The organism is Flavobacterium sp., assembly GCF_035760125.1.
Lineage (GTDB): Bacteria > Bacteroidota > Bacteroidia > Flavobacteriales > Flavobacteriaceae > Flavobacterium.
Window position 1 is genome coordinate 1 of the sequence record NZ_DASTTN010000327.1, and the last position, 5,388, is coordinate 5,388.

Annotated in this window: 3 protein-coding genes; all 3 read right to left on the reverse strand. The window is 33.1% G+C overall.

Annotation, left to right across the window (positions count from 1 at the left end):
• The coding region (locus VFS71_RS11625; protein ID WP_326401435.1) for an ABC-F family ATP-binding cassette domain-containing protein at positions 1–1,218 on the reverse strand (1,218 nt) is incomplete at its 3' end.
• A gap of 130 nt (positions 1,219–1,348) precedes the next feature.
• Positions 1,349–3,688 carry a T9SS type B sorting domain-containing protein gene (locus tag VFS71_RS11630; RefSeq protein WP_326401436.1) on the reverse strand — a complete coding sequence of 780 codons (2,340 nt, stop codon included), beginning with the start codon at positions 3,686–3,688 and terminating at the stop codon, positions 1,349–1,351.
• A gap of 247 nt (positions 3,689–3,935) precedes the next feature.
• The coding region (locus VFS71_RS11635; RefSeq protein ID WP_326401439.1) for a family 20 glycosylhydrolase at positions 3,936–5,388 on the reverse strand (1,453 nt) is incomplete at its 5' end.

Here is a 5,388-nt window from a genome sequence, read left to right on the forward strand (position 1 = left end):
CCATTGGCGTAACCAATCAACTAAAGTATAATCATTTTCAAAAAAAGAATGGTTTTCAACTGGTAAATATGCTTGATTCGTGGTAACTCCCCAATCAAACTCACCAGAATCTGGCTCTTGATTACCGTTCAGGATTTCATAAAAAGCTGTGGTAGCACGCGAATCTCTTGAAAAAAGAACGATTTTATCGCCTTTGGCCATATTCAAATCAACACCTTTAAATAAAGTTTCACCATCAATAGAAGCGCTTAAATTTTGCACATTCAGAATTTGATCTCCAGCTTCACGATCCTGATCAAAAATAATCGCAGGGTAACGACGGCTAGAAGGTCTAATCTCCGAAATGTTCAATTTAGAAATCATTTTTTTACGGGAAGTAGCTTGCTTAGATTTGGCCACATTCGCAGAAAAACGACGAATAAATTCTTCCAATTCTTGTTTCTTTTCTTCGGCTTTTTTGTTTTGCTGAGCACGTTGTTTGGCGGCTAATTGACTAGATTCATACCAAAAAGTATAATTCCCAGAATAATGGTTTATTTTACCAAAATCAATATCCGATATATGTGTACAAACTGAATCCAAGAAGTGTCTGTCGTGAGAAACTACAATTACTGTGTTTTCATAGTTTGCCAAGAAATTTTCCAACCACGCAATTGTTTCAAAATCCAGGTCATTGGTAGGCTCATCCATGATCAATAAATCTGGATTTCCAAAAAGAGCTTGTGCCAAAAGCACTCTCACTTTCATTTTTCCTTCCAAATCACCCATTAATGTATAATGGTTATCCTCTGAAATTCCAAGATTAGAAAGCATTGAAGCAGCATCAGAATCGGCATTCCAACCGTTCATTTCTTCAAATTGAACTTGCAACTCCCCTATTCTATCTGCGTTTGCATCATTGTAATCCAAATAAAGGGCGTCCATTTCTGTTTTCACAGCGTACAAAACTTTATTACCCATCATTACGGTTTCCAATACCGTATGTTCGTCAAACATGTTGTGGTTTTGGTTTAAAACCGACATACGTTTTCCTGGTTCCAAATGAATATGTCCAGAAGTTGGGTCGATATCACCTGCAATTATTTTAAGAAAAGTTGATTTTCCAGCACCATTGGCTCCAATAACTCCATAAATATTTCCGTGTGTGAAGGTTGTATTTACTTCGTCAAACAAAATTCGTTTACCAAACTGAACTGATAAATTATTGACTGTTAACATGAATGTCTCTTTATTAAAATTTTTTGCAAAAGTACAAAAAAATAATGACTTTTTTTATTCAAAAAACCTGACAAAATTCCATCAAGTTCTCAATATTATATTTTTTTCTTCATTTAAAATATACCTGTTGTTATCGTAAAAGCGAAAAATGACCTTTCGTAAATCTTCCGTCAGATAAATATAAAGTGTACCAATAATCGTCAGCTGGTAAAGAAAGATTGTTAAACTTACCATCCCACCCAACCTCTTTTGGCGAAATTTGTTTTAGAAGTTTACCAAATCGGTCAAATATACTAATGATTGCGTTTGAATTAGATGAAGTGTTTAAGTCCCAAATATTCCATTTATCATTTATACCATCGCCGTTGGGAGTAAAGTATTTTGGTGCACCTAAAACAGGAATTGTCTTATGCAGAATACCGCAGCCATTAAGGTCTTTTATGTATAAATCGTGAATCCCTGTTGCAACGTTATCAAAAATGGGGGAAACTTGATAATTTTCAGATATATTATCTAAAGAATACTCATAAATTCCTTGCCCTAATACAGAAATAGTAACTTTTTTTTCTTCTGTAAAATCGTCTATTATGACTTCATCGACTTTAGCAAGTTCTGAGTTCTTCACTGTAAATATCCGTTCTTTTGTGCATTCGCTTTGGTTTTTAACTACTACCGTGTAAGTTCCTGCTTTATCAACTTCTATCTCAGAAGTTGTTTCTCCGTTTGGAGACCATTTGTATTGGTAATTAATTAAATCAGAGTTAGAAATTCCTGTATTTAATTCTATGGATTCATCTGGTTGGTTTAAACATAAATACAATGTTTCATTTTTTTCAAGATTTGGCAAAACTGCAACTTTTAGCTCAATAGTATTAATGCCAATACAATCGTTTTCATTTTGGACTCTGGCATATACCGTTTGCTGATAGGGTTGCGTAGTTGTAAAACTTGAAGATATTGGATTTTGGAACAATAGTGCATTTTCTAATGTTTGGAAATAAGAGACTTTGTTTCCGTTATTTTCGAAGCCTGCGTCAGCTAGATTAAATTTTACAATACCATCTGCTATAGCATCATCATCACATTTTTCTATTATTTGAGTTAGTGTTATTCCTTTTTTCACTTTCAAATCTACTGTTGTAAAAGCATAACAAGCAGTATTTTTGTTGGTTACTTTGGCAATTATTGTTTGTGGATTTGTAGTATTCGTGTACAATAAATCTAAGGCATTTACATCACTTTGAGCATCTGAATTGTTAAGGTAAAATTTCACAGAAAACTCAGAATCGTTTAAAGTCAATGCTTCCGATGCCTCAGAGAGATTAAATATTTTTATATCACTTGGTACATTGCCAATATCACATTGCGTCAACTGTACAGGTTTTACATTTGGAAGCGTTTTATTTATTATTAATTTGAAAGGCTTAAAAACACTGCAAAGAGATTTTGTATCCAATATTTTAGCATAAACAGTTTCTTCTTGATAAGCCGCTTGGTTTACATAATCTTTTGGCAAGGTTGCCATATCATTCGCTTCGGGATGATAAGTTACAATTCTGTTGGGATTATTATCTTGTAATAACAAATCATTTTCTGCCAAATTGAAATGAACAAAACCAGTTTGATTTACATCACAACCAGCAACATTTAATGGATAAGGAGTCTGCAGCTGCTCTACAGTAAAAATAAATTCATCAACTACAAAACATTTTGAAACAGTATTGGTTAATCTAACATATCCTTTTTGTGGACTTTCGGTATTTCGAAATCCATTAGGAAGCCTTCGGATGTCTTTTACCGCATCCTCGCCTCTAATGTAAAAAGAAGCCTCAACATTATTTTGATTTCCAACAGCAATAGCAGCAATTTCAGTTAAATCAATATTTGTAATAAAATCATTTACACCGTCCGATTCACAGATTTTTGCACCATAACTACCGAATATTTTTGGTGTTTTTATCTCAGGAGGAGCGTCTATTGTTGCAGTACCATTAAAATCAATTGAAAACTGATTATATGGAGCACCAGCATCCATAACAACAATATAATAACTTTCTCCTGCTTTTACGTCTAACATTTCTAGAAAGCCATTTCCTTCATTAGACTCCCTACTAACTCCGTAAGCACCAGGAATTAATCCAGTTTTATTTTTTGTTGAATGCATTTCACTCGGTGAGGTATAAGAACAACGAATAGATTGTCCAATATCTCCACAAGTAACGTTTGGACCAAAAACAAAAAAGTTTAAATCTGCTTTGGGGTCTAGGCTTTTGGGAGTCAGAACAAACCCAAAACTACCGCCTGTTACAATAGTTACTTTCAACCATATCATTGGAGAATGAACATAATTTCCACAACTTACATGACCATTAAACTGAGTATCATCCGGATATGTTTTTATTACTCCTGTAAAAATTGTATTGCCACATATAGTAAGAGCATTGGCACAATCTCCTTGTGAAAAAGACATTTGGCAAAATAAAATGCAACAAAATGCAACTATTTTTTTGATAGGTATCATCAGCAAATTAAGTATTATAACACGTTTAATCTTACTAGTAAGTAAATTTTTCAAAAAAAACCTGGCAACTAATTACCAGGTTCATAAATATTGTTTTCACAGAAAAACAATAGCAATTCAAAATAAAAAAATCATATTAAAATGTAAATAACCAAACTCAATCTTAACGATTACAACTTTTATTTTTGAATTTAAATCAAGCTTGAACTAACTTTTTCAAGCTATTATATACCGCTAATTCAACATCGGCATGTTCTTTAGAATTACATTTCTCTAGTAATTCATTCAATACAGAAGTATCTATACTCTGCTTATTTATTTTAAGCAAAAGTTGCTCTGATATATCATTTAAACTTTTAGACAAAGGTAAAAGTGGCTGAACTAAAGGTGCATTATTACTTAAAGTTATTAAGTCTTTATGCATCTTAATCCATTTATTTAAATAATCAACAACAATAATTTGATTTTCATTTGTTTTATTACTATAATAATTATTTACAGCACTATCAAATCCTACTGCATCAAATGCATCTGGAGTACAAGCATCGGCAAATAAAGTCAATGGCGAATACATTTGATATTCTGTACCACCGATATTTCTTGTATACTGTTTAAGTGGTTCACAAACATTAGACAAATCAAGTAAGGCATCACTTTTTTGATTGTTGCTAATATTTCTCAACAATCCCTCTTTGCTTTTTAAGTGTGTCAAACCAAGCTCTTCTAATCTGAAAGAAACTGTATTCAATCTTTTGCGCAAACTATTAATATCAGTAATATTTTCATTAGACCAAAGACGTTCGGCAATGGCTGCAGTTCTAGGCCAAATTCTGGAATCTATAGTTGCTGGTGATGCCAATTCTGACCACATCACAGCCTCACCTCCCAAGATTCTAGCTTTTTCTTCATCGGTCAAGGTTACATTTTTTGGTATTGGATCAACTTTATAATGATCTTCAACTCCAAAAACCAAATCAATATAAAATCCATTCGATAATACCGTTTTGTATCCACCTTTTGCAGCATCAACAAGCGATTTTCCAGCAGGTTGTCCTTCATTACTTCCTTTCCAAGAATGAATAATGGCATCTTTGGACATATTTTTTGTCATGATCTCTTCCCAACCCATTAAAATTTTATTATGCTTTTTGAGCATTGGAATTAATTGCATCGTGAAATAGGTTTGCAATTCATGGTTGTTTGCCAAATTATGTTTCTTTTTGAATTCCTGAATTTTAGGATTTGAGTCCCAATCTTTTCCTTCGTTTTCATCCCCCCCTATGTGAAAGAATTTCCCAGGAAAGAGCGGACAGATCTCATCAAAAAATTCATTTAATAATTGATATGTTTTTGGATTTGAAGGATCCAAAGTAGGAGTGAAAATTCCCGCATTTCTTTCTAAACTATAGGATTGTATTTGTGTAAATTGTTGTCCTTTTTCACCTGAATTTAAATGCAAGTTCACCACTTTACTCCCTATTTCTGGATAAGCAGTCAATATAGCAGTTCCGTGGCCTGGCACATCCAGTTCGGGAACTACTAAAATCCCTCTGTCTGCAGCGTATTTTACAACACTTTTAATTTCTTCTTGGGTATAATAATTTCCATCTGATGCCATTTGAATTAGTTTCGGATGTTTTTTCATTTCG